This window comes from sulfur-oxidizing endosymbiont of Gigantopelta aegis (genome assembly GCF_016097415.1).
Taxonomy (GTDB): Bacteria; Pseudomonadota; Gammaproteobacteria; order GRL18; family GRL18; genus GRL18.
Window position 1 is genome coordinate 14491 of record NZ_JAEHGE010000003.1, and the last position, 26993, is coordinate 41483.

Sequence of the window (26993 nt, forward strand, 5' to 3'; positions counted from 1 at the left end):
ATCTCAACAATGGTATCAGAAACCACACAATAACTCCCCATAGAAACTAGTGGTGCATAGGCCTGTAATTCACTCAGTACATGTTCATGTGTATGGTTCGAATCAAGACAAACAAGTATTCTGGTAAAATTTTTGCTATAGGCTATTACTTTATCAATAATTGTTTGTTCAATACTGGATCCTTCTATCAGATCGATATGGGGAAACAAGGGGTGTGATTCTAATGCCTGACGATTATGTTTTCGAATATCAATATCAATACCTAAAACTTTTCGTTTAGGCTTAGATGGGTCAATCATTAACGAGTTTTGTTGTGCTTCAGCGTATTCTAACAAGGCTAACACGGATGCATTAGAGACTAATGAACCACCATGTGCAATACCTGTCTCAATAATTAAATCGGGCTTCACTTGCCAAATAATTTCATGCAGCGCCATTACATCTTGGGGAAATTGAATAATAGGACGCCCAAGCGATTTAAAATTATAGGTGTAATGATGATCGGCTGAAGCAATATTCCATGCAAGAGACTGTTTTTTAAAATCTTCATCCTTAGATAAGCCACAGATATTATCTTTAACTTCTTTTTTAAAATCACTGACTGGATCCATAAAGACTACCTTTTAAGCTATTTATATTTATTAAAAATAATTTACTAATTTTTAAACGACGCAGATTTAACCAATTATTTAACGATTGACATCATTTTCAGAGCGCATCATGACGATCTTTTGAAAATAATCATTACTCTGACTGGTATCGCCCTGTTTTCCCATCAACCACTTTGTCTCATCTCCATCAATTTCTTTATGCAGTGGTAATTTTTCCTTAAACGTAAAACCTAAGGCTCTATTTAATTTTATTGCCATAGGATTTTTTGCAATGATATAACCATATATTTCGTTAACTTCAAACATTTCAAACAACCATTTAATAAGTGCTAATGCCGCATATTCTATCAATTTTGGATGCCCTCCACGCTCACCACGCATTGCATTATCTAATAAAACCGACTCATTACTCAGCTCTTTGAAACCATAATGCCCCAGTAATGTCCCCTCACTATAAATTAAAAACATCATTTGTGTGGCACTGGATAAAACGGTATTCTCCAGCCATTGTCTGGTTCTTTCGGATGTTGCATTAAATTGTGTTAAAAAAAATTCTTTATTTGAATTTCTCCAATCCGTTATTTTTTTTATCATTGTTTCATTGAATAAATCTTTTTTATTCAATGCACGTAATAAGCCAATTTCATTGGCTTGATCATCATAAATTATAATTTCTAAGACCTCATCTCCCATTGAAATCTTTTTTATATAATCGGTCTCTTGTTTATCATTCAAGCAACTGTCCTCAGGCGTCATAATATTCTTCTAAGTCTTTATAGCTTATCTTTCCTGACTTATTTTTAGGAATGCAGTTAATTGCTTTCATATAAAAAGCACTTTGATTCAACTGTGTTTTATTAACTGTATAATCTTTTACTTTTTCGAGTAGAGTGTTTATTTTCACGTTTGATAACTCATCATTACAAATAAATATATACATCTTATCATCCAAACCACTACAGGCAATATCTACAGGTGCAAACTGTGCTTTAAGTAATTGTTCCATTTCATCGAGATTCAAACGGTTGCCATATATTTTTATAAAACGTTTTTTCCTACCCACAACCCAATAATAGCCATCCTCATCAACCTTAACCATATCACCGGTTAAAAGCTTACCCGCACATTCATCACTTTTGTTAAGATCAGCGCCTTGTTCAGCATATCCTAGCATCACATTCTGGCCTTCATACATTAATTCGCCAGTCATATCAGTACTTTCTATAACGTCTCCATGTTCATCGAGAATAGAGAGTTTTCCACCAGGAATGGCAATTCCAATACTGCCATATTTATCAAGCGACTGTTCATAAGGTAAATAAGACATTCGTGCCGTGGCTTCTGTTTGACCATACATGACATAAAATCGCTTACCTGTCTCTTTAGCATAGCGGGCAATTTTTTCATGAAGTGCTGGCAATAATTTACCACCTGCCTGTGTCATCGTACGTAATGCGGGCAGTTGCAATTTATAAAATCGGAGTCTGTCCAGCATTTCATAAGTATAAGGAACGCCGCCAAATGAAGTGGCATTAAAGTCCTTTAGTTGCTGCCAAAAGTTTTTTTGTACTATTGTTTGTTGCGTTAAAATTAAGGATGCACCCGCACATAAATGACTATTTATAATTGATAAGCCATAAGTATAATTCATTGGTAAAGTCGTAATTGAGCGTTCTGTTTCATCAATTTCAAGATAGCTCGTAATGGCTTGCATATTACTTTTTATATTGTCATAACTCTGCCTTACTAACTTAGGGCTACCGGTTGATCCCGATGTGGTCAATAACAATGCCAGTTTTGAAAAAAGAGCATATGCCGCAGTGTGAGATGTTTTCAACAATGTATAATCACAATCACTGTATACAACTTGATAATCTTCAAAATCTGCTACTCTCTCTGAGGGTAGCCAAAAATAATCCGGCTGATAGCTTGCCGTTAGCTTAGCAAAAAACTGACTGTCAATTTGTGCATCAAGCATCACTGGAACAATATTATGATTGATAAAAGTCACATAACCCAATAATGAACCTACATTGTTAGTGCAAAGACAAAAAACCAGGCATCGAGCACTTATTTGTTCAGCTAGTTTTTCTGTTGCTACTTGTAAATCAGCATAACTTAGCTTATCCCCTGCTTCGTTAATAATTGCAACATTATCACTGTATTGTTTAAGATCCCACATGCTTAACACCTTTAAGGATTTTGTTACTCATTGAGCAAAATCTGCTACTGTGATCAAAGTGTTTTCTTTGACATCCTGCACTAATATTTTACCGATTAACTGTTTCATTTTTTCTGGTGGCAATCCCGTTCCAGGTCGTTTTACATCTAAGTCATCGGTCGTTAATTGAGTGCCTGCCGATAGATCTTTCGTTGCAATAATACTACGTCTCATTTTTGTTCTTTGTTCTATTTCTTCGCTTAAGACAATACGTTCCTCATCCCCTAGTGCTTGTTGAACTATACGGCAATGGTTGACCATTAAGCTCATCTCATTAGGTTCCATAGCCATTTGATTATCCATTCCAATTCGTGTTTTATCAAGGGTGAAATGTTTTTCAATCATGCATGCCCCCAAGGCAGTTGCCGCTGTGGCAATTTCTGTTCCGATTGAATGATCGGAAAAACCAATGGGATAATCAGGAAATTCCTTACGTAAACCAATAATATTATTTAAGCGTATGGTTGATACTTCCGGAGGATAAATAGAGATACAATGTAATAGGCATATCGCATTATTACCAGTTTGTTTAATGCTTGCGATAGCACTATGAATTTCTTCTAAATCCCCCATGCCGGTGGAAAGTACTATCGGCACTCCTGAACGAGCAATATAATCTAGAAAAAAATGATTATTCAAATCCATTGAAGCAACTTTAATATAGGGCACTTGACAGCGCTCAACGAGAAAATCAACTTCAGCCTTTGAGTAAGGAGTGGATGCAAAAGCAATTTCTGTTACACTGCAAAAATCAGCAATTTCTGCTAATTCGCTTTCTGAGAAAGAAAATTTATCAGCCATTCGCTTTGCAAAAGGTAATTCGTCATAATATATTTGTGAGTATAAGGAATCTGCTGACCATGATTGAAATTTAACACAATCACAGCCAGATTTTTTTGCTTCAACAATCATTGCTTTTGCCGTATCCATATGACCAAAATGACTGGTATTAACTTCGGCAACAATATATGGACGACCATAATCACTGATCATAGTTGAATCATTCAGTTTCAAACTTGCCAAAATCTATTCCTCTTTATGAATTGTGCTCTTAAACTCTATAACATCAAGTGATGAAGGACAATCATCGACATTATTGATCAATCGGCTCTATGATCATTTCAGACTGAAACAATTCTCTATCCAGAAATGGGCTTTGATCTTCAAGGGGGCGTTGAACATATTGTCCCTCAGAATTACGTGCATGTGAGACATTAATGTAATCCTGATTTTCCAAGCCCATGATTTCACACAAAACTGGTCCGTCCATAGCAATTACAAATTTAAGATTGCTTGCTAAATCTGCACTATTTAAAATTTTCACATACGAAATTTCAAATCCTGATGCAATCTTTTTAAAATCCGAACATTCTATGCCATTATCTGCATCCGTTCCTATGGTACGTGAACGGAATAATTTAACCTGTCTTTTTCGAATAACAGCATAAGCATTATTATTGATAACAAATATTTTTGCTGGAATTTTAAGGTATTGAATCGTCTTTAATTCTTGTAAATTCATCATAATTGAACCATCACCAATAACCGCAATCACCGGCAAATGACTCGCATAATATGCCCCTATAATTGCAGGCAATGCAAAACCCATTGCTCCTTGAGAGACAGGGTGAATACAGCGCATTCCCTCTTTAAAGCAAATATTAGTGGGCAATATAAGCTCATTAAGCCCGGAATCTGTTAAAAAAACAGATTCCAGAGGTAATATTTCAGAAAAACTCGCTGCCAAGTGGTATAAATCCACTCGCTCTTCATCGAGATGCTTATTTATAATGTGAACGTCACTAATAGAAAAAAGTTGTTTCCAATGTAAACATTTTTTTATCCATTGCATCTGTGCTGATTCTGACTTAATTGTTATAGTCATCAACTCATTTAATAAATGTTTAATATCCGCAATAATCAAGCGATCTATTTTAATCGACTTTTTACTATGCTCAACGCTGTCAATATCAACAACAATGACTTTTGCTGAGCGTGCAAATTTACAATATTCAGTGCCTGTCGTCATTGAAGATAATCGACAGCCCAGTACCAGCAATAAATCTGAATTCTGCAAGGCAAAATTGCCTGCACGGGTACAGCCCATAATGCCCACTGAACCAATTGAAAGTAAATTATCTGTGCCATAGCTATCCACTGCTGAAGCCGAATAAACCAGTGGGATTTGGTATTGTTCAATAAAACGGTGTAATTCATCTATCGCATCAGCTGAACGAATACTACTGCCAATTAATATAACCGGACGTTCTGCTTGTTGAATTGCTTGACGAAGATACTGAATATCTTCAGCTATAGGCTGAAAATAAACCGGTTCCGGAACAAAGGATTCTAATTCATCCGGCTCTATGTGCATACTTTGCACATCCAGAGGTATATCTATCCAGACCGGCCCTTTTCTTCCCGTTTGAGCTAAATAAAGTGCTTTTTCAAGCGCATATTTAATTTTTTTGGGATCGCTGATCATGGTGGCATATTTTGTAATTGAAGTAACAATAGGGATAATATCAGCTTCCTGTTGCCCATAGGTTCTCAGCGCTATTCCGGTATAATGTGTCGTTTCTTGCAACATATTCTGACCAGAGATAAACACACAAGGGATGCCATCCTGCCACGCAGAAAGAACGCCCGTAATGGTATTTGTTGCGGCACAGCCTGTAGAAACAAGACAAACACTGGGCTGTTCTGAATAATCCGCATAAGCTACGCTGGCATAAGCTGCTGCCTGTTCATGATGTACTGATATACTATGTGTAGCCTTATGTCTTGCCACAGCATCGGTTAGAAATAAAGCACCACGTCCCGTTACCATAAAGATATGTTTGCAACCTTCTGCATACAAACGTTCTATAACATAATCGGCAACGCGCATCATTGATTAATTTCCATTTTATTCTGATCGTGGCTTTTTGGGAATGTAGCTATTCAACACATCAGGAATGCCCACAATAAAGTCTGCACTACAAGCTAGTTCGCCATCAACAAATGACTCACATTGTCCCATTGCCATACCGCGCCGAAAAGAGTTCAATATAGCGACCGATTCCAATGTGTCTCCCGGAATTATTTTTCTCTTAAAACGCACTTTATCGACACTGATAAAATTGGTTTTTTTACCCTTGTATTCAGGCATACAGAGAAAAGACATAATGAAAGTTTGTACCATACACTCAATTTGAATAAATCCCGGCACATTCGGATCACCCGCAAAATGTGCCGGAAAAAACCATTCATTATATGAAAAACATTTGATACCCCGAGCACTCTTACCGGGTACGGCCTCAAGAATACGATCAACAAATAATAACGGATGTCTGTTTTGCTGACAGGCCTGAATCCCCATCAGATCAAAGCTTAAGGGCTTAGTATCATTACTCATGCTTTTATCCGTTAAATTTCCACAGCATATTTTTTTAAAATATTAATGCCTTCTTCATAACTAGAGAAATCAATTACATCATCAATATCCAGCTCAATTGCAAATGCATCTTCCAGACTTGCCATCAATTGCATATGACCGACACTATCCCAACCTTTAATGTCTTGATATTTTAAGCCCGCCAGATCACTTTCATTAATATTAAATATTTTAGTAAAAACCTCATTATAAGTTTCTCTATTTGACATATTTTTTCCTTACATGGGATCAATAAATCCCTTAATTCTCTCTAATATCTATAAATACTGCAATACTTATGCCATGGATATGATTCTCGACATCTGCCGAATTAAATCATAGCCATCCCAAACTAGGCCGAAATCTGTTGCCTTACCACAAGGAACAATGCGATCCACACCTAAAACACCTTTATTTAAAAAAAGCTCGACAATTTCATTTTTCTCCAGTCCAATATATACCAAAGTCTGAAACTTTCTTGTAATAACGTCACAAAGTTTATCGAGTGACGTATCTGAATACTCAAAAAAACTACCACCCGCACAAACATGTTCTGGTAAATCATCCGGTAATGCACTTAATTGAATTCGACTAATACGATTATCCTGTGTTTGAATTATTTGAACATCCTGATAATCAATAGCAGCACTACAAGCAGTATAATATTTATTAATCGAACTAATTGCGGTAGTTTTATATTTTTTCTCATCAAGCATGACTTGCACATAATGCCAAAAAATAGCTTTTGCTTCTGCTATCTCTGTCTCACTACCCAACCAATATATCAAGCGAGGTGATGAGCACGCATTTTGATCAAATAAGTAGGTATCATTATAAAACCCTAAAGCAATTTTATGCTTATCGCTTATCTGTAAATAATCGCCTGCACTAATAACACAGAGTGAATAACGATCAGCAAAAGTAATATCATAGGCTCGTGCTGCTAAAGGGGATTGACGGATTTCAGCAATGCTTTGATCCCCGCCCCAAATAATTCTGACATCACATAAGCCTGAAAAATAGTCATTTATTATTGCATTATGTTCATATTTAATTATAGAAATACGCGCTTTTAAGTCAATAAATTTATCTTCATCTAAGACTTGGGCAATAGCATCACTGACAATACGGGTTTGAATAAAATCTTTAGAAGAAGACCTGACGATACAAGCATTGCCCGAAATCAGTCCCACAAATAAACTATAGGCAAAGTTTATCGGCACATTGGATGGTGCAATATGAAAGCTCAGGCCTCGGCCAAGCCATTGTGATGCATTATCTTCATAAGGTTTTTTTAGCTGTTTTATGTTTGCCCGTCGGCAAAAAAAACCGAAGCTAGTAATGTCAGGATAAGCACGACTATCTGGATGCTTCAATAACTTTTTTGATAAGCCATCAAAAAAATTGATGTGTGAGCCGTTCCATTCACCCAAGGTATTTTCACAACGGTAATGATCCTGTTACAATATCTTCACGGCACAGGCTGAGGAGCCGATGGCCGTCAACGGTAATGGGCGGCATTTATGTCGCCTTTTACCCCTCTTCAATCAATCGATTTAAGCTATTTCCTGCTGTATTTCATAATCGACTGGTGACAAATAATCATTAGCCGAATGAAGTCGCTCCCGATTATAAAATACCTCAATATATTCAAATATTGCCTGCTTTGCTTCTACTCTGGTTTTGAATCGACAATGGTGCGTCAATTCAGTTTTCAAACTATGAAAGAAGCTCTCTGATACAGCATTGTCCCAGCAATTTCCTTTGCGGCTCATAGACTGAATTATGTTATGATCCGACAATATTTTTCTATGACTATCAGAGGCATATTGGCTACCTCGGTCAGTATGCCAAAGCAATCCATCCATTGGTTTACGCTTCCATATGGCCATCAGTAAAGCATCATTGACTAGCTTGGCTTTGGCTTTCATTCGCTCATCCATCGACCAGCCAACAATTTGCCTAGAGAATAAGTCAATGACAACCGCTAAATATAACCAGCCTTCCTTGGTGGCAATATAGGTAATATCACCCACATAGTAGCGATCAGGTTGAGAGACAGTAAACTCTCTTTCCAGTAAATTTGGAGATATACGCTTATTATGCTTGGAATTAGTCGTCGCTTTAAAGCGTCTCTTCGTTTTACAAAACAAACCGGCTTTTTTCATTAATCGACCAATTCTCCGGCGGCTTATATGAACGCCTTTTTCAGCCAGTTTTCTTTTAAGACGACGGGTTCCATAAGTCTTGCGACTGTCTTCAAACAGTTTTTTAGCTGCTCAGTAAGCGCTTCATTTTCTTTCTCTCTATCCGTTTTAGGAGAGCTAACCCAATCATAATAGCAACTACGGGAAACATCCATAAAACGGCACAGAATCGTTACCGGGTAATCTTTAGCCTGATCAGTTATCCATGCGTACTTCACAAAGTTTCCCTTGCAAAGTACGCTGTGGCCTTTTTAATAAATCACGCTCCTGAATCACTTTTGCCAATTCTTTTTTTCAGACGTTTTACTTCATCATAAATGTGTTCATCACTTCTATTGGCTACCGTCTTCACCGGTTTGGAATATTTACTGATCCAGGTATGTAGAGTATTTACATTAACACCTAGCTCCCTGGCAGTCTGAGAAACGGGTTGATCCGTCTCATTAGCTAATTTGACAGCTGATTCTTTAAATTCTGATGTATAGCTTTTATTCGGTTTTTTTGTTTGATCATTCATTTTAGGTCACACTTTTTATCTTTTAGTTATTTTAAGTTGTGTGTCCGGTTAAGTATAGCCACATTAAATCAATCAATCTTACATCAAAAGGCCTATAGGTTTTTAAACAAGGCATTGCCTCATACTGATCACTACCAGCAAGTAATTGAATATCAGATAAATTCAGCGGCATGAGTATCACTGCATCCTCTTATTTCTGCATTTTTTATACGCCCTGTTATTGTGAAGTATTTTCCCTTACGACCACACGAACAATCATCCTCACCCAGTAAAATCCCATTATCTTCGGTCAATAAAGAGTGTCCAGGATAGGACATCGGTAGTGCCGACAAAACTTGAACAATACCTTCTTCCCCCACCTCAGCAGGCATAAAATCACTTTCTCTGCGTACAATCACATCACTGAAAATACTACTATGTAAATAACCAAATTCACATTCCATAGACAGAGTACCCGTCTGCTCAACCATGCCATAGTAATCATAGACTTTTTCAATAGCGCACACCTTATTAAGTGAGTCTTTAAACACTTGGGGAGAAACCGCATTGTCTATTAGTTTTTTCCATCCGCCCCCATGCAGCAAAATAGCTTGGGATAGATCCGGACAATAAGTGCTATTTTTTAAGGATTGATAAAAATACTGCCAGATCATAAAAGTAAAACCAAATATCAGAATTTTTTTGCCGGCATATTGAGTAAAAAAGTCATCCAGAATAGCAAAATCCAATACCATATTGTCATCAAGCGCATAGGTCACATCACGTCCAAACATGGAAAAACCCAATATACCCGCACCTCTCGCCGAAAAAAGTGCACGGTCTTTAACCACCGATGCACTGTCAATGATAAGCATGGGAAGGCGCACACTACCCAGAAAGGATTGAATGATTTTTGCCAGAACTTTTGTTTGATAACGCGAGGTTTCCCGATCTAAATATATTTTTGATACTTGCTGGCCTGAAGTACCTGAAGAGGTCATTGTTTTTATGATAGCTTTTTGATTCACACTTTTTAAATCATATTGTTTAAACAATCGAACTGGTAAAAATGGCAATTCAGATAAGCTGGATATGGTTTCAGGTTGAACACACATTGCATCGAGTATTTTTTTATAAGCTGCACAATGCTGGTAATGGTAAGCTGTTAAATATTTAAGCTGTGCCCCTAGAACATTGGATTTTTCCTGCTGTGCAAGTGAAAAAGGTGGTATTGACAGCATATCGTCAATATTTTTCATTGCTCGATAAACCTGTTGTTTTCTGCCATGTTTTTGACACCTATTTTAACGCAGCCTTTAACACAGTCCTTAACAACATTTGCAACACGCTCTAAATCTTCATTTGTCATATCATGATAGCTGGGTAAATTAATTGCCCGTTGAGGAATTGACCAAGCATTGGTATTTGTTTTTACCGCTTCAAACATGGGCATTGCCGATAGTGGCCAGAAAAAAACACGGGCATCAATATTTTCTTCAGAAAATAAACGCAGTAATAATTCCCGTGTTATGCCCATATTTTTAGCAAAGACAATGGTTGGCATCCAGGCACCATTAACAATATTATCCGGCTCGGGATTTATTTTAATGCCATCAATAGCACTAAATTGTTGTCGGTAATAAGCCAATATGTCACGTTTTCTACTGATTAATTCATCAATACGCTCTAACTGAGCACAGCCAATCGCTGCTTGTATATTGGACATCTTAAATTTAAACCCTACAGTGTCAGCCCAAAATTGTTTAGTCTGTGTGGGTGAACGGCCATGAGAACTCAGCGTTAAGACTCGCTCATAAAGCGCATCATCATTGGTAACAAAAATACCACCTTCACCTGTTGTAAGTGTCTTTGTACCATGAAAAGAAAAAGCCCCGAACTTGCCCATTGAACCCGCTCGTTTACCATGATAAATTGAACCAATTGCTTCGGCTGCATCTTCAACAATAGGGAGATTATACCGCTTACCCAAGGCCAGTAAGGCTTGCATTTCACATAAATTACCATAGAGGTGGACTGCAATGATAGCCTTGGTTCGTGGTGTAATAGCCGCCGCAATCAACTGTTCATTGAGACACCAAGTATCCTCTCTGATATCAATAAATACCGGCTTAGCACCCAAATGGACGATGGGTGATGCGCTTGCAATCCAATTGCTATCTGCCAGAATCACTTCATCACCAGCACCGATGTCTAAGGCTGATAAGCCCATGTGCAAAGCACCAGTACAACTGGATGTGGCGATAGCATATTTCACCCCCAGATGCGCTTTAAATTCTGCTTCAAAGCGATCCAAATAATCATAGCATTGAGCGCCCCAACCATTTTTTGCTGCATCGGTTGCATAAGCAACTTCTTGTTCGCCAATAGAAGGCTTAGTATAATAAATACGTTGCTTTGTCATAGTAGCTCTAACTCTGGAATGGCCAAAACAAATTGTTTACCGTCCCGTTTAATATAATCAAGTTGAGCTATAATTTCATTTTTTAAATTCCATGGGAAGATAACCACATAATCCACTTGATTATCTTTGAGGTATTGTTCATCCTTTATCGGTATCCGACTACCCGGCATATATTTTCCTTGCTTGGCAGGGTTTTTGTCCACAACAAAAGCAATCAAGTCAGCATGAACACCTGAAAAATTCATCATTGTATTACCTTTTGCAGCTGCACCATAGGCTGCCACCTGCTTGCCCGCTCTTTTAGCTTGAATTAAAAAGTCCACAAAATCGAGTTTTATTGTTTCAATTTTAGCTTGAAAGCCTGTATAAAAATCTAAACGATTAAGCCCCGCAATTGTCTCTTGGGTTAATAGCGCTTCGACATTTTCGCTAATTGCTTGTTTGCCCGTTTCACTGCTTTGTGCATAGACTCTCAGACTGCCACCATGAGTTGTTAACTCCTCAACATCAAAAACATTCAGACCATTTTTTTCTAAAATACTTTGCACTGAAATCAAGGATAAATAGGAATAATGCTCATGATAAATTGTATCAAATTGATTATATTTTACTAAATTTAATAAGTGTGGAAATTCAAATGTAACCACACCATCCTTTTTAAGCAAGACCGTAAAGCCTTTTATGAAATCATTAATATCCGGTACATGGGCAAGGACATTATTAGCAACAAGTAAATCAGCCCGTTTATTTTGTGATACTAATTCTTTGGCCTGTTGCTCACCAAAAAATTCCTCAACAATCTCAAGGCCTTTTTCTCTGGCTGCTTCCGCTGTGCCATGAGTGGGTTCAATGCCATAGCAAGGAATGTTATTATGTTTAACAAATTGCAAAAGGTAACCATCATTAGCCGCAATTTCCACCACACAACTCTGTTCGTGTAAGTGAAAACGGCGGATCATCATATCAACATAGTTGCGAGCATGTTGTAACCATGAGGATGAAAATGAGCTAAAATAGGCATAATCATCTGAGAACATTTCTGATGCACCCACAAAGTCTTCTGTTTGCACCAACCAGCAATGATGACAGACCAAGACTTTAAGCGGATACCACTTCTCAGGAGCCTTCATCATAGCATCACTGAGATAGGAGTTTGAAGGGGGTGAACTGCCTAAATCAACAAAGCGATGTTCTAATTCAGTGTCACAATGTCTGCATTTCATAGCACTTTCAGTCCTTCAAACGACTCATTCAGTAATGGATGGTCACTATCTTTCTGAGAAATTTCACTAATAGGCAATGGCCATGGAATAGCTAATTGTGGCTCCATGACATTAAGCGCACCTTCTGCACCCGGCGCATACGCTTCGGTGTGTAGATAAAGTAATTGGCAATCATCACTCAGGGTTTGAAAGCCATGAGCAAATCCCGCTGGGATGTATAAACTCCGGGGAGTTTTTGCGCTTAATTTTTCACCATGCCATTGTAAAAAAGTGTCTGAATTTTTTCTTAAATCCACAATTACATCAAAGATTTCACCTTGTAGGCAAGTCACTATTTTTGTTTCCGATTGTGGTGGATATTGAAAGTGCATACCACGAATCGAGCCTTTTTTCCCGGTGTAGCTAACATTCATTTGTGCAATGGCTTGCTCCAAGCCGATTGATTTGAATTCTTCAGCACAATAAAAACGGCTGAAATAACCGCGCTGATCGCTCATGGGCTGTTGCTCAATAAGATAAGCGCCCGCTAAAGATAGGGCATTAAATTTAAAGCGACTCGTCATTGTGACTGTAGTTCTTCCTGATAAGAATTAATTTGTTGTAGCGTAAATTGATGCATATTTTCTTGATTGTGCCAAGCCTTATACCAGCGTACACTCTCGGTCAAAGCACGTTCAAGATCCCAAAGCGGTTGCCATTTGAGTTGCGTTCTTGCCTTTGAACAATCCAGTTTCAAAAACCGTGCCTCATGTGGATGTGCTTCTTTGTCTAGTGCCCACTGTGCTGATGCGCCCCAATTTTCAGACATTATATCGGCTAATCTGGATACCGGTTGAGCATCTTCATCCTTAGGGCCAAAATTCCAAGGTTCAGAAAATTGTTCTGGTGCTTGTAACAATTGCTGACAAAGCAAGAGATAGCCCGCAAGTGGCTCTAAAACATGTTGCCATGGTCTAATTGCCAGGGGATTTCGCACGAATAGAATCCGCTTATCCATAAAGGCTCGCATGGCATCGGGAACAATGCGATCGGTTGCCCAATCACCGCCACCAATCACATTACCTGCTCGTGCTGTAGCCAATGCCACACCAGAGTGTTGAAAAAAAGATTGGCGATAAGCTGAACTGACTAATTCTGCACAGGCTTTACTACTGCTATAAGGGTCATACCCACCCATGGGCTCTATTTCCCGATAGCCCCAGTTCCATTCTTTATTTTCATAACATTTATCAGTAGTAATATTCAGTACAGCTTTCACACTGACAGTCTTTCTAATCGCTTCAAACAGATTAACCGTACCAATGACATTGGTCGAATAAGTCGCCAATGGATCGTCATAGGACTCTCTTAGTAAGGATTGAGCCGCCATATGAATAACAATTTCAGGTTCAGCATTATGCATAGCACGACTAAGACTAGCACCGTCTATAATGTCGCCATGAATATGTTTTTTTAATGCATGATTAATGCCAGCATCATTGAATAAAGCAGGGCTTGTCGGTGGCTCTAGGGCATAACCCGTCACCACAGCACCCAGCTGCTTTAACCATAGACTTAGCCAACTACCTTTAAAGCCCGTATGACCGGTCAAAAAGACCTTACGACCCTGCCAAAAATTTGACTCAATCACCACACTTTCCAGGGTGCATTATTACTTTTCCATAATTCTTCTAGTTGCGATTTATCTCTAAGAGTATCCATTGCCTGCCAAAAACCATGGTGAGTAAATGCTGAGAGTTGCCCCTCTTTAGCAAGCGTATCCAATGGCTCATTCTCCCATACCGTCTCGTCACCATTAATGAGTTTAAAAACCTTGGGAGATAAGACAAAAAAACCGCCATTTATCCAACCGCCCTCACCTTTTGGTTTTTCTTCAAAATAAGTGACTTTATTTTCTGCCACATTGATTGCCCCAAAGCGTGCATCGGGTTGGATGATTGAGACTGTTGCCATGGTATTATTTTTTTTGTGAAACTTAATTAATTTTTTAATATTGATATTGGCAACACCATCACCATAGGTAAAACAGAAATCATCATTGCCGATGTATTTTTTTATTCGTTTTAAGCGTCCACCAGTCATGGTTTCCTGTCCAGTGTCAACCAATGTCACTTTCCAGGGTTCAGCCATATTATTATGGATTTCCATACTATTATCTTTAAAATCAATGGTCACATCTGACATGTGTAAAAAATAGTTAGCAAAGTATTCTTTTATTATATAGCCCTTATATCCCAGACAAATAATAAAATCATTTAAACCATAGTGGGAATAAGTTTTCATGATATGCCAGAGTATTGGCTTACCGCCGATCTCAACCATTGGCTTAGGACGCAAATGTGTTTCTTCGCTGATTCGGGTGCCGTATCCGCCGGCTAAAATAACTACTTTCATATCAAGTCCTGAGTGTCATATCAAATACTAAGTGTTATAGCAAATCCTAAGCCAATTTAGTTTTCAATTTTTCGAACATAGAGGGCATCACCCCAGCCTGCATTTGTCCAGGCAGTTTGCAAACGTATAAAGCCATGCCCCTCTAAAAATCGGTCTAATTCATCGATAAGAGGAATATCTTTATATAAGGTTTCTCGATTCACTTCCACATAAATACCCATTAAGCTGGGAGATTTAATATATTCACCCAAACCTTCAAGAATGGCAAATTCTGCCCCCTGGGTATCAAGATTAATAAAATCAAAATCAGCAAATGGTAAGGGACTATCTGCTAGACTAATAAAGGAATCTAACCGAAAAGCATCCATTTCTATGGCATCGGTATAGACAATATTAGGGTAATAATCCTGATGTTTATCAAATTCAAATACCGATGATGACTGGAAATTACTGGAGATATTTAACTTTATTTTTTCATTCTTATTCCATAAGGCATAAGGCACAATTGTTTGCTTCATATCTACCGTATTAATGGCTGCCTGAAGCTGTGGAATGATTTGAGGGTTAGCTTCAAACCAACAAACATCGGTGACACCATTTTCATGATAAGCAGTTGCCTCTTCGCCTATATGTGCTCCAATGTGATAAACCTTAGTGGCTTTTCTACCGTAGAGGCAACTCATGACTTCACTACATCGGGTAAAATTAATTAGCATTTAATTTCTCAATCTTTTCTTTTTATGGTTAAAGATATTGTTTGGCAATTGTTAAGCCTTGTGATTCAAGCATCTCTGAACGCATAGCTTTTAATTTTTCATTCGGTGCCGGCCAGCGTCGATAGACGTATAGATAATCAAGCACTAATTCAAAATCTTTTGCTGCATCGGTAGTGCTACGTCGATTTCCCTTATTAATATAATCTTTATAAATAATCGCACCCAATAGGTTAATCGGTTTAAAATTTGTTTTTGAGGCAACTGCCAATAAAAATTCCCAGTCTTCAAATGAACGCATATGAGTATCCTGACTGACTTGTTTTATTGCCTCAGCAGGAAAGATGCAGGCCTGAGTATAAATGAAATTTTTCACATACATGTTAGGGAAATCATTGGCAATTACTGCATGTGAAATCGGTGGGTCAGGAAAGATAATATCTTTTTCTCTGTCTTCTTTTAAAAAATTAACATTTCCATAAATAACATCGTGAGGATTCGATAATGCTGCATCGACAAATGCTTGATAATCACTATCCGGTAGCGCATCATCATCATCAAAAATCAAAATATGATGACCACTTGCCATTTTTATACCTAAGTTTCTACTCTCAGCCGGCCCGGGTTTTCCCCCTCGGATAACGTAGTAATCACAATTTCTTAGGTATTCACCGGCAATTTCAGAGGTTTTGGGATCATTGATATCTGCAACCAGAATGATTTCATAACTACGTAATTGACAATTTTGAATGGATTTTAAACAACGAACTAATTCTCTGGGTCGTGCATGTGTTGGAACAATGATACTCAGTTCAATCATACCCTTTATTAGCTCCTATTATTTCAGTTGTGACATCAATGATTTTAGTTGTGTTTCAAGATTCACTACAAAGCGTGGTGTATCAAATAGCACACCATCAACTTTGATCGCTTCAACCTGCTGCCTTAAACGACGGTAGTTGTCACTATCTTGTGCCAATTTAACCGCCATCTCTTCATAGTCATGCAAGTTGTATGCAATTAATTCCGGTAGTTTTGCCGCAGTCAATAATGCTCCTGCCATGCGTGATGCAAAAGATTTTCCTGTGAGTGTCAGTATTGGCAAACCCATCCATAAGACATCATTGGCTGTAGTCCCGGCATTAAAAGGAAATGTATCCAAAAACAAATCAGCCGTTGCAAAACGCGCCAGATAATCTTCCGGAGATACTCTTGGGGCAAAAATTAAGCGTTGTTCATCAATCCCATGTGATTTAAAAGCATTTTTTTAATTCATTTCTGACCAGGGATTATCTGCTAATAGCCAAAGTACGCTATTGGGCACTCTGCGCAAAATATTCATCCAGATGGCAAAAACCTCTGGTGTATATTTGTAATTATTATTGAATGAACAAAAAACAAAGCTATCTTCCGGTAGGCCACATTGGGCACGGCTAGGAATAATGCCATTTTTTCTTTGACTATCGCAAACCTGATACACATCAGGCATGTAAATCATTTTTTCTGAATAATATTTTCTATATTCTTCAGGAATTAAAAATTTATCGGCAATGACATAGTCGATGGAAGGTAGGCCAGTTGTTGCCGGCAAGCCCAAATAGGTGATTTGAATGGGGGCAGGATGATAGGCCAGCATATTAGTGCGAGCCCCCAGGGTTTGTCCGTGCAAATCAACAAGAATGTCAATTTCACGTTCTCGAATTAAGCGTGCAGCGGCTTCATCACTAAGGTGCAAAATACTCTCAAAATGATCCATACCCTTAATGACACGTTGTCGAAGAGGTGAATCACCCTGATTAGTCCAGCAAAAACCATAAACTTCAAAGTTATCTCGATCATGCAATTCAAATAATTCGACCGTTAACATCGCCACTGGATGCAGACAAAAATCCGATGAACAGTAGCCGATACGAATTTTTTTGTGCCCATACCCAGTTTGTTGGGCTAATTGAGGTACATCATTATTAATTTTTTTCTTAACATAATTACGTGCGGCAGCTAGTTGTGTTTCCGGATCATCTGAAAGGCTGATCATAGCCAGTGCTGATGTTGATTGCTTTAATAATTCGACACTCACGTCAGCAAATGCTTCATACACAGGCCAGACGCAATGCTTGGCACGTAAAAAAACTAAATGGTGCAGGACATCGGGCTGATTAGGTTCTATTGTCAGACTTTTGGTCATATAACCTAAGGCTGTATGATAGCGCTTATCAGAGGTTTCTAATAAGCGTCCCAGATTGTTCAGTGCCAGTAAAAGCACCTCACGCTTATCAGCTTGATTCGGTAGGATATTATCATCAAGCCAGCGCCATTCAATAATCGCTTCATCTATCATTCCAAGACGTTCGTAGGTCATGCCAAGATTAAAACGTGGTTGAACAAAATTATGATCGAGTTTAATGGCTTCGGTATAAGCGTCTTTAGCACCTTGCAGGTCGCCTACCTTGAAAAGAGCTGCCCCTAAATTAAACCAGGCAACGTGATTGTATACTGAGTCATTTCGTTTTAGCCAAGTCTGATATAACACAATAGAGAGTGTTAACTCGCCTTGTGCTTCTAAGTCTGCAGCATAAGAGAGTAGATGGGTATGATCGAGCGTTCCCTGCCATGCATTTTTTATTGCTAAGGTAAAATCACTTTCAATTGTCAATATCAATATCCTCTTATGAAGTTGGCAATTTAAACATTTAATTAAATAAACTATAGCACATAAAAACAGTATTAAGGGAGCCTTAAAATAGGAAATTTTAAGCTAGAGGAGGGAGATATAACTGGGAATTCAGATCAAGCCTATTTTTAGCCATGGTCAATCTGAATTTAACTATTTTTTATACCGTACGTACTTCAAATCCAGCAGTTTGATCCGTTGTCATTGCATCGATTTGAGCATAAGTAATGGCATATTCTTGATCACTGGTCAGTGACTGAATTTGGTCAGACGTCAACGCTTGAACCTGAGTAGTCGTTATAGACTGAATCTGGCTATCGCTCATATTGGTAAATTGTGTGGTACCAAGACCTGATTGGATTTGATCAGAGGTCAGTGAAGCCACTTGCGTATAAGTCATGGCAGAAATTTGACCTGCGGTCATTGCTTGCATATCAACCGTTTCAATGGCCTGTACCTGTGTGGCACTTAATTCACGTAAGTCCTGCGTTTCCATTGCCTGAATTTGGTCAGTCGTCATTGCCGCCACATTATCACTGCTCAGATATTGCATCTGTGCCGTGGTTAAAGCAACAATGTCTTCCGTACCAAAAGCCTGAATCTGATCAGTTGTCAATGAGCCTAATTGTGAACCGGTCAAGCTCGCGGTTTGATCCGTAGTCAGAGCAGCAATATTATCTGTCGATAAAGCAGAGAAATCACCCAGTTCAATGGCCTGAATTTGCGCCGTTGTTAGCGTACTGATTTGATCTGTGGTCATGGCATTGAACTGGTCACTGGTCAAAGCCTGTATCTGTGCATTGGTCAATGCAGTAGTCTGAGCTGAACTCAGAGAAGTCACTGCATCAGTACTCAGATTACTGATCTGAGTTGAGTTTAAGACTTGTATGTCATTGGTCTCAATTGCCTGCAGTTGATCCGTGCTCAGTGCATTTAAATTGTCCGTTGTCAAAGCGCCAATTTGAGCTGTCGTCATGGCTTCAATTTCATCAGTGGCGAAGGTTTGAATTTGATCCGTAGTCAGAGCTTGTATCTGAGAGCTGGTCAAACTGACAACCTGAGAGACGCTCAATGCTGTCACACTATCGGTTGATAGCGCAGCAACGTTGTCAGTTGAAATTGATTGTAATTGAGTTCCCGTTAATTCAGAAACATTATCAGTCGTCAATGCATTGAGCTGATCACTGGATAATGAGGCCACCTGTGCATTGGTCAACGCAACCGTCTGATCCGATGTCAATGCATTAATACCATCCGTACTAATAGCACTTGTCTGCGTGGTACTCAACACTTGCAGATCTTCTGTTTCAATGGCCTGAATTTGATCACTGGTTAAAGCATTGAGATTATCACTACTCAGACCCGACATTTGTCCGGTTGTCAGAGATGCAATTTCATCGGTAGCAAAGGTCTGAATTTGATCAGATGTTAAAGCACCTAATTGTGCATTGGTTAAGCTAGGTATTTGATCCGATGTCAGCGCAGTAATACTATCCGTCGTTAAAGCGGCCAAATCTGCTGTTTCAATCGCCTGAATTTGTCCAGAAGTCAGCTCCGCAACATTATCTGTTGTTAGAGCATTCAGTTGATCACTAGAAAGTGAGGTTATCTGCGCATTCGTTAAGGCCACAGTTTGATCGGAGGTTAAGGCATTGATACCATCGGTACTCAGCGCACTGGTTTGATCGGTATTGAGTGCTTGTAAGTCATCGGTTTCGATGGCCTGCACCTGATCGCTAGTCAAAGCATTCAAATTATCGGTTGTTATACCGGACATTTGCGCAGTGGTCAGGGCGGCGATTTCATCCGTTGCAAAGGTTTGAATTTGATCCGTTGTTAAAGCACCCAATTGTGAATTCGTCAACGTACTAATTTGATCTGAAGTTAAGGCTGTGGTGTTATCGGTCGATAAGGCAGCCAAGTCAGCTATTTCAATTGCTTGCACCTGATCAGTGGTGAGTTGTGACACATTATCTGTGGTCAATGCATTCAGTTGATCACTGGATAGTGAAGCAATCTGCGCTCCACTCAATGATACGGTTTGGTCTGAACTCAGAGCAGCAATGCCATCAGTATTTAAGGCCGCTATTTGATCCGTATTGAAGGCTTGCAAATCAACGACTTCAATCGCCTGTACCTGATCGGTGGTTAAGGCATTAATATTATCCGTACTCATGGCCGGTATTTGATTGGTACTTAAGGCCACAATATCATCCGTGGCAAACGTCTGAATCTGGTCGGAAGTCAACGCACCAACCTGATCAGTCGTCAAGCTTGCCGTTTGATCAGATGTCAGTGCCGCCGTATTATCAGTCGATAAGGCTGTAATATCAGCCACTTCAATAGCCTGAATTTGATCGGATGTGAGTGCTGCAATATTGTCCGTGGTCATGGCATTAAATTGATCACTGGACAAGGTTGCAATCTGAGATGCATTTAGTGCAACACTTTGATCCGAGGTCAGTGCTGAAATACTATCTGTATTTAATGAAATAACCTGATCACTATTCAGAGTTTGTAAATCTTCTGTTTCAATCGATCTAAACTGGTCGGTTGTTAAGGCATTCAAATTATCGGTCGTCATTGCCGTCATTTGATCAGTTGTTAAGGCTGCTATTTCATCTGTCGCAAAAGTTTGTATTTGATCAGTCGTTAGCCCCCCTATTTGCGAATTAGTCAAACTCGCGGTTTGATCCGAGGTCAATGCAGTCGTGTTATCCGTCGATAGTGCCGATAAATCTGCCACTTCTATCGCCTGAATCTGATCAGAACTTAAAGAAGCTATATTATCAGTCGTCATGGCATTGAATTGATCACTGCTTAATGCCGTAATCTGAGTTCCGGTTAGTGCACTACTTTGATCGGAGGTCAGTGCTGCAATGCTATCGGTATTTATTGAAATGATCTGGTCACTATTGAGCGCTTGTAAATCATTGGTTTCAATCGAACTAAACTGATCCGTTGTTAAGGCATTCAGATTATCCGTTGTCATTGCCGTCATTTGATCAGACGTCATGGCTACAATTTCATCTGTCGCAAAGGTTTGTATCTGATCCGTTGTCAAAACACCAATCTGTGAGTTAGTTAAGCTTGAAATTTGATCTGACGTTAAGGCTGTCGTGTTATCCGTTGACAAAGCAGCCAGATCGGCATCTTCAATTGCTTGAATTTGATCAGATGATAATACCGATAAATTATCAGTCGTCATGGCATTCAGTTGATCACTGGATAAGGATGTAATCTGTGCCCCAGTAAAGGCAGTAGCCTGATCCGAAGACAATACATTGATATTATCCGTTGTTATTGCCCCAACTTGATCGGTATTTAAAGCCGCAAGATCAGCCGTTTCAATCGCCTGGATTTGATCACTGATTAAATTAGCGACATTATCAGTGGTAATGCCCGGCATTTGATCTGTCGTCAAGGCAGCAATTTCATCAGTAGCAAAGGTTAACATCTGATCAGAGCTCAACGCACTCAATTGCTCAGTCGTCAAACTGGATATTTGATCGGAGGTTAAAGCCGTTGTGTTATCCGTTGTTAAAGCAGCTAAATCTGCAGTATCAATGGCTTGAATTTGTCCTGAGGTTAGCACCGCTAAATTATCCGTACTAATCACGTTGATTTGATCGCTGGATAACGATGTGATTTGTGGCGCTGTCAAAGCAATTGTTTGATCAGACGATAAACTATTAATATGAGTTCGAGTAAAGGAAGAAATTTGATCGGTACTCATCGAACTAATTTCATCGGTACCAAAAGCCGCAATTTGATTAGTAAACAAGCCCTGAATACTATCCGTTGACATCACTCCTACCTGCTCTACTGATAAGGCAGCAATTTCATCTGTTGATAGAGCACGGATCTGATCCGATGTTAATACCTGGAATTGTGTTGTAGTCAGACTCGCAATTTGATCTGAGCCCATTGCTTCTATTTTAATATCCGAGAGGCTTGCCAAGTCTGACACTTCAATCGCTTGTATTTGAGCACTGGTGAGGACACCCATGTTATCTGTCGATAAACTATTGAGCTGATCACTGGATAGAGCAGCAACTTGTTTCGTCGTCAGTGCCTGAACCTGGTCAGAGCTTAATTCACCAATATTATCCGGGGTGATAGCTGCAATTTGGGTAGTATCAAGAGTACGGAGATCATCTGTTTCCAATGCCTGAATCTGACCTACAGCCAAGGCAGTTAATTGAGCGCCCGTCATCGCTTCCACTTGTGATGACGTGAGTGCTGCAATATTATCGGTAGTAATCGCTCTAATCTGATCAGTATCCAAACTAGCCACTTGTGTAGAACTTAGACCCTGAACCTGATCCGATGTTAATGCTTCAATATTTTTGGTGGTCAAAGCACCCAGTTGATCAGAGTTAAGTACACGCAGATCTTTTGTTTCAATGGCAACAACTTGATCAGTAGTCAATGCTGCAATATTATCAGTCGTCATAGAGCGCATTTGTATCAAACTCAGGGCAACAATATCACTGCTAGAAAATGCTCTAACCTGATTAGTCGTCATTGCCGTGAGTTGATCACCGGTTAAATTAGCGGTTTGATCCGAGGTCAGGGCAGCAATATTATCGGTGGTTATATTTGACATAACACTGCTATTAATGCGCTGTATTTGCTCACCCGACAATAAGGCCATATTATCGGTTGTTAAAGCATTTATTTGACTGCTGGACATCGTGCTAAATTGAATAGCGGCAAAAGCCTGAACAGAATCCGATGTTAAAGCGCCCACTTGAGCAGTAGTCAAAGCATTTAGTTGCTCACTGGTTAGCGCAAAAGCTTGCTCGTCGGTCAGTGCAGCAATACTATCTGTTGACAGCGATGCAATACTATCGGTAGGAATCGTTCTATATTGATCCCCTGTAAAGGCAACTAAATTATCGGTTGTTAAGGCATTAAATTGATCGGTTGATAATGCCTGAATTTGCAGAACACTCATGCCGCGAGTTTGGTCGGAAGATAGAACGGAAATACTACCCGTGCTTAATGCGCCAATCTGATCGGTACTCAATACACGTAAATCATTGGTCTCCATTGCAATCATTTGATCGCTAGATAATGCCGCAATATTATCAGTAGATACAGCCTGAATCTGATCAGTTGTTAACGCAATAACATTACCCGTCGTTAAAGAAAGAGTTTGATCAGATGTTAGTGAACTTATTTGATCGGTCGTTAAGCTAATAGTTTGATCAGTTGTTAAGGCTGAAATTTGATCAGTCGATAGATTTGCGAACTTAGTCGTCTCTATCGCTTGTATTCTTATATCTGTTATCAGAGAAAAATTATCAGTCGTCAGGGCATTTAACTGATCAGTTGTTAATGTAACAAATTGAGTACTCGTAAGAGACTGACTTTGATCAGACGTTAGTGAAGCAATACTATTTGTGCTTAATGCTGTAGTTTGATCAGAAGTCAAAGCTCGCAGATCCTGAGTTTCCATTGCAATAATTTGATCACTTGTCAGAGCTGCTATACTATCTGTTGATAAAAGAGATACTTGTCCCGTTTTCAAAGCAACAATATCAGCGGTTGAAAAGACTTGAATTTGATCTGAATTCAAAGCTGATATCTGATCACCTTTAAGAGAAACAACTTGATCGGATGTCAAAGCTGCAATTTGGTCCGTTGATAAGTTTGATAAATTACTCGCCTCAATAAATCTAATTTGACCTGTTGTCAATGCCACGACGCTATCTGTTGCCAATGCATTTAATTGATCGCTTGACATTTGTTGGACTTGTGCACCAGTTAATTTTGAAGCTTGGTCCGTAGTCATTACAGCCACATTATCAGTACTTAATGCAGCAAATTGATCAGAATTCATCGCACGTAAGTCATTAACTTCCACTGCAATCATCTGATCAGTTGTCAGTGCTGCAATACTATCTGTTGATAAAACCGACATTTGCCCCGTTTTTAGCGCAACGATATCAGCAGTTGAAAAAGATTGAATTTGATCGGATGTTAGAGCTGCAACTTGATCTCCTTTTAGTGCTGCTGTTTGAGTCGATGTGAGTGCGGCAATTTGATCAGTCGACAAGCCTATTAGATTCGAAGTTTCAATAAACCGAACTTGACCGGTTGTTAAGGCGGCAATATTATCCGTAGTAAAAATATTAAGTTGATCACTGGATATTTGCTGCATTTGCAAACCCGTTAAAGCAGAAGCCTGATCGGTTGTCATCACACCAATACTTTCAGAGCTTAATGCAGCAATTTGATCTGAATTCAGCGCACGTAAATCATCAACTTCCATTGCAAGCATTTGATCAGTGGTTAGTGCTGCAATACTATCTGTGGATAAGACTGCCATTTGACCTGTTTTTAGTGCAACGATATCAGCAGTTGAAAAAGCTTGAACTTGCTCGGATGTTAGAGCAGCAACCTGGTCTCCTTTTAGTGAAGCTGTTTGTGTTGATGTTAATGCAGCAATTTGATCAGTCAGTAAACCCGATAAATTAGAGGCCTCTACTAATCTTATTTGCCCTGTCGTTAAAGCGGCAATATTATCTGTAGTAAAAGTATTGAGTTGATCACTGGACATTTGCTGAATTTGTGTACCCGTTAATTGGGAAGCTTGATCCGTGGTCATCACACCAATATTATCTGCACTTAATGCTGCAAACTGATCAGAAGTCAGCGAACGTAAATCATCAACTTCCATTGCAATCATTTGATCGGTTGTCAGCGCAGCAATACTATCTGTCGATAAGACTGCCATTTGCCCTGTTTTTAGTGCAACAATATCGGCGGTTGAAAAGGCTTGAATTTGATCGGATGTTAAAGCCGCAACTTGGTCTCCTTTTAGTGCAGCTGTTTGAGTCGATGTGAGTGCAGCAATTTGATCTGTCAATAAGCCCGATAAATTTGATGTTTCTATTAATCTGATTTGTCCTGTCGTTAAAGCCGCAATATTATCTGTAGTAAAAGTATTAAGTTGATCACTGGACATTTGTTGGATTTGTGCGCCCGTTAATTGGGAAGCTTGATCCGTGGTCATCACACCAATATTATCTGCACTTAATGCTGCAATTTGATCCGAACTCATCGCACGCAAATCTTCAACTTCCATTGCAATCATTTGATCAGTTGTCAGCGCAGCGATATTATCCGTGGACATCACCGTAATCTGCCCTGTTTTCAAAGCAACAATATCATTGGTTGAAAAAGCTTGGAATTGCTCAGAATTTAAGGAGGCTATTTGAGAACCAGTCAAAGCTGCAACTTGAGTCGATGTAAGAGCGGCTATTTGCTGAGTTGATAAATTAGCAATGTCATCAGTTTCAATAAGTCTCACTTGGCCTGTTGATAGCACCGCAATATTATCTGTAGACAAAGCATTAAATTGCTCACTGGACAGTTGTTGCATTTGTGCGCCAGTCAATGCTTTTGCTTGATCTGTCGTCATTGCATTTATATTAACAGTAGTTAATGCAGTAACCTGTGCTCCTGTCATTGCACGTAAATCTTCAGTTTCCATTGCTTTAAACTGATCAGTTGTTAACGCAGCAATGCTATCTGTTGACATCAGTGCCATCTGTCCAGATTTTAATGCCACAATATCATTGGTTGAAAATGCTTGTATTTGTTCAGAAGTTAAAGCTGATATTTGATCACCTTTAAGACTACTCACTTGTTCAGATGTCAAAGCAGCAATTTGCTTAGTCGACAAACTGGTAATATCATCCGTTTCAATAAATCTTACTTGGCCCGTTGTAAGAGCAGCCATATTATCTGTTGACAATGCATTTAATTGAGCACTTGTCAATTGCTGCATCTGAGCACCCGTAAGCGATCTCGCTTGAGAGCTTGTCATGGCGCTTATGTTTTCAAGACTTATGGATGCGGTCTGCTCAGAAGTTAACGCACGTAAGTCTTCTGATTCCATAGCAACCATTTGACTAGTCGTTAATGCGGCAATGCTATCCGTTGATAATAAGCGGACTTGTCCTGTCTTTAGAGCAACAATATCATCAGTTGCAAAAGCCTGTACCTGATTACTTGTTAATGCTCCAATTTGAGACCCCGTTAAATTAGCAGTCTGTATTGAGGTAAAAGCAGCAACCTGGAATGCTGAAAATGCAACTAAATCATTGGTTTCAATTGAGCGAACTTGGTTTGTTCGTAATACCGAAATACTCGCAGTAGATAAAGCATTTAATTGGTCACTCGATAGAGCTGTTATCTGGCCATTTGTCAAAGCTCTTAATTGGTCGGATTGTAATGAAGCTATATTATAGGTTGAAACCGCCTCAAGCTGAGTAGAGCTTAGTACGACAAGGTCTCTCGTTTCAATAACACGAAATTGTGTAGCACTAAGTGCATCAATTTGATCGGTTGACATACCTGCAAAATCTGTAGTCGTCAGCGCCACAATCTGTGCAGTCGTCAGTGCACTAATATCAGCTGGTGTCAAACTATCGATAGCCATTCTTAATCTCCAAACTTTTTTCTTTTACAATTTTTAGTAACATTTATCAGTCATGATTGCATGAAAAATATAACATTAATGCCACACAAGACGATATAAAGAAGAAATTTTATTAATATAAAATTCATATAAAACAAATAGATATAAGCATAAATTACAGACGTC

At 39.1% G+C, this 26993-nt stretch carries 17 protein-coding genes and 2 pseudogenes; all 19 read right to left on the minus strand.

What is annotated here, in order from left to right:
- Nucleotides 1-611: cephalosporin hydroxylase family protein (locus JEU79_RS23535; protein WP_198266384.1), on the minus strand; the 611-nt coding region annotated here is incomplete at its 3' end.
- A gap of 78 nt (nucleotides 612-689) precedes the next feature.
- The gene (locus tag JEU79_RS23540; RefSeq protein WP_198266385.1) at nucleotides 690-1346 is read right to left on the minus strand and encodes a GNAT family N-acetyltransferase; all 657 of its coding nucleotides are present in this window, start codon (nucleotides 1344-1346) and stop codon (nucleotides 690-692) included.
- Between the two features lie 10 nt (nucleotides 1347-1356).
- Nucleotides 1357-2793 carry an AMP-binding protein gene (locus tag JEU79_RS23545; protein ID WP_198266386.1) on the minus strand — a complete coding sequence of 479 codons (1437 nt, stop codon included), beginning with the start codon at nucleotides 2791-2793 and terminating at the stop codon, nucleotides 1357-1359.
- 27 nt (nucleotides 2794-2820) lie between these two features.
- Nucleotides 2821-3855 carry an N-acetylneuraminate synthase family protein gene (locus JEU79_RS23550; RefSeq protein ID WP_246540702.1) on the minus strand — a complete coding sequence of 345 codons (1035 nt, stop codon included), beginning with the start codon at nucleotides 3853-3855 and terminating at the stop codon, nucleotides 2821-2823.
- Nucleotides 3856-3925: 70 nt separating this feature from the next.
- A complete protein-coding gene (locus tag JEU79_RS23555) occupies nucleotides 3926-5725 on the minus strand; it encodes a thiamine pyrophosphate-binding protein (RefSeq protein WP_198266387.1) in 1800 nt (599 codons plus the stop codon).
- A 15-nt stretch (nucleotides 5726-5740) separates the two neighbouring features.
- Nucleotides 5741-6229, minus strand: coding sequence for a 3-hydroxyacyl-ACP dehydratase FabZ family protein (locus tag JEU79_RS23560; RefSeq protein WP_198266388.1), 489 nt, complete (start codon nucleotides 6227-6229; stop codon nucleotides 5741-5743).
- Between the two features lie 11 nt (nucleotides 6230-6240).
- Nucleotides 6241-6477 carry an acyl carrier protein gene (locus JEU79_RS23565; protein WP_198266389.1) on the minus strand — a complete coding sequence of 79 codons (237 nt, stop codon included), beginning with the start codon at nucleotides 6475-6477 and terminating at the stop codon, nucleotides 6241-6243.
- 66 nt (nucleotides 6478-6543) lie between these two features.
- The gene (locus JEU79_RS23570) at nucleotides 6544-7680 is read right to left on the minus strand and encodes an acyl-CoA reductase (protein WP_198266390.1); all 1137 of its coding nucleotides are present in this window, start codon (nucleotides 7678-7680) and stop codon (nucleotides 6544-6546) included.
- 123 nt (nucleotides 7681-7803) lie between these two features.
- Nucleotides 7804-8971, minus strand: a pseudogene (locus JEU79_RS23575) (IS3 family transposase).
- 152 nt (nucleotides 8972-9123) lie between these two features.
- On the minus strand, nucleotides 9124-10209 hold the full coding sequence (locus tag JEU79_RS23580) for a LuxE/PaaK family acyltransferase (protein WP_198266391.1): 1086 nt from the start codon (nucleotides 10207-10209) through the stop codon (nucleotides 9124-9126).
- A complete protein-coding gene (locus tag JEU79_RS23585; RefSeq protein WP_198266392.1) occupies nucleotides 10206-11372 on the minus strand; it encodes a DegT/DnrJ/EryC1/StrS family aminotransferase in 1167 nt (388 codons plus the stop codon). The genes JEU79_RS23580 and JEU79_RS23585 overlap by 4 nt, the downstream gene beginning before the upstream one ends.
- Nucleotides 11369-12595, minus strand: coding sequence for a class I SAM-dependent methyltransferase (locus tag JEU79_RS23590; RefSeq protein ID WP_198266393.1), 1227 nt, complete (start codon nucleotides 12593-12595; stop codon nucleotides 11369-11371). The genes JEU79_RS23585 and JEU79_RS23590 overlap by 4 nt, the downstream gene beginning before the upstream one ends.
- Nucleotides 12592-13158, minus strand: coding sequence for a dTDP-4-dehydrorhamnose 3,5-epimerase (rfbC, locus tag JEU79_RS23595; protein ID WP_198266394.1), 567 nt, complete (start codon nucleotides 13156-13158; stop codon nucleotides 12592-12594). Before rfbC ends, JEU79_RS23590 begins: the two co-directional genes overlap by 4 nt.
- Complete coding sequence (gene rfbG / locus JEU79_RS23600) at nucleotides 13155-14225, minus strand: CDP-glucose 4,6-dehydratase (RefSeq protein WP_198266395.1); 1071 nt, start codon at nucleotides 14223-14225, stop codon at nucleotides 13155-13157. Before rfbG ends, rfbC begins: the two co-directional genes overlap by 4 nt.
- Nucleotides 14222-14989, minus strand: a complete 768-nt coding sequence (rfbF, locus tag JEU79_RS23605; RefSeq protein WP_198266396.1) for a glucose-1-phosphate cytidylyltransferase — start codon at nucleotides 14987-14989, stop codon at nucleotides 14222-14224. Before rfbF ends, rfbG begins: the two co-directional genes overlap by 4 nt.
- Before the next feature lie 56 nt (nucleotides 14990-15045).
- Entirely contained in the window at nucleotides 15046-15705 is a 660-nt protein-coding gene (locus tag JEU79_RS23610) for an FkbM family methyltransferase (protein WP_198266397.1), read from the minus strand.
- Between the two features lie 28 nt (nucleotides 15706-15733).
- Nucleotides 15734-16522: a glycosyltransferase family 2 protein gene (locus JEU79_RS23615; RefSeq protein WP_198266398.1), complete on the minus strand. Its 789-nt coding sequence runs from the start codon at nucleotides 16520-16522 to the stop codon at nucleotides 15734-15736.
- 18 nt (nucleotides 16523-16540) lie between these two features.
- Nucleotides 16541-18232, minus strand: a pseudogene (locus JEU79_RS23620) (O-linked N-acetylglucosamine transferase, SPINDLY family protein).
- A 301-nt stretch (nucleotides 18233-18533) separates the two neighbouring features.
- Nucleotides 18534-26828 (minus strand): beta strand repeat-containing protein, encoded by an 8295-nt coding sequence (locus JEU79_RS23625; protein WP_198266399.1) that lies wholly within the window; start codon nucleotides 26826-26828, stop codon nucleotides 18534-18536.
- Between the last annotated feature and the right edge of the window lie 165 nt (nucleotides 26829-26993).